Below are 940 nucleotides of genomic sequence, written 5' to 3'. Positions count from 1 at the left end.
GATCTCCGGCTACACCGACGAGAACCGGCCTATGGTTGAGGCGTTCCTGCATGCACGCCAGCCAACGGAGACCTTCGTCGACGGCGTGTCATGGAGATCTTGATCAGGCTCTACCGGTCGGCCGATTTTTGCGAGACCGTTATTTTCCTCAATACGAGGCTAGAGCATTACATACCCGCTGCCCCCGGACGACGTGATGCTTGTCAAATGGTGATAATGCGGTTCTCGGAAAGCTTGCTGAATCGTCGCCCGCCTTCCATCTCCCGGAACAGGGATTTGTGGGAAGAGGGCGTCGGAAACGTCCACGCACGCGGATAAAGCCCTTGGACGCGGAACCGCAGCCTACCAATAGACAAAGGCACTGCGTGGGCCGTCTTCCACGACGAGTAGATCGAAGATCTTGAGGAGGCGGGCCATCATCCTCGTGGCTGCGCCATCGGTGTCGATCGGGAGCATCCACCCCAAAGCCTCCCCATCGAAGCTACATTTGGATCCGAACGACGACTTGAACGTCAGATTCACCCCGTCGTCGTAGGGGAAGATGACGAGCGCGTTGCGTTGGGGGCCATATGCTCTGGGTCCCTGTCGACGCTGCAGTCGGGTCGTGATCTTCACGAGGGCGATCAGGGCATCATCGGTCAATTGAAGACGCTTGGCGATCCGACCGAAGTGTTCCCGCCGCTCGCCGCGAGAGGACTGGCAGATGGCATCGACGTTGATCTGCCAGCGACGAAGGTCGGTCTGGGCAGCATAGATCGGGAGCCGCCGAGGCATCGCTCAGGGCAGGGTTCGCCAGCCCACAACCCGGTCCGCCCTGGGGCCGGACCCTGCTTTGTGCAGGCAGAGCCCGTCGCGCTCGCTCCATACGGCGCCAGCGCAGTCCGGAAGACGGGCGGCTTCGCCGTGCTGGAGGAGCGGCAGGATCACCTTTCGGTCTCCT

At 61.4% G+C, this 940-nt stretch carries 1 protein-coding gene; it reads right to left on the bottom strand.

Translation table 11 applies throughout. The annotated features are described in order from the left end of the window. Positions 1 to 342 precede the first annotated feature (342 nt). A complete protein-coding gene (locus tag AX750_RS18160) occupies positions 343 to 774 on the bottom strand; it encodes a hypothetical protein (protein ID WP_067254819.1) in 432 nt (143 codons plus the stop codon). Positions 775 to 940 lie beyond the last annotated feature (166 nt).

This window comes from Methylobacterium sp. CCH7-A2 (assembly GCF_001557075.1).
Classification (GTDB): Bacteria; Pseudomonadota; Alphaproteobacteria; order Rhizobiales; family Beijerinckiaceae; genus Allobosea; species Allobosea massiliensis.
This window is presented reverse-complemented; position numbering and strand designations above follow the sequence as displayed.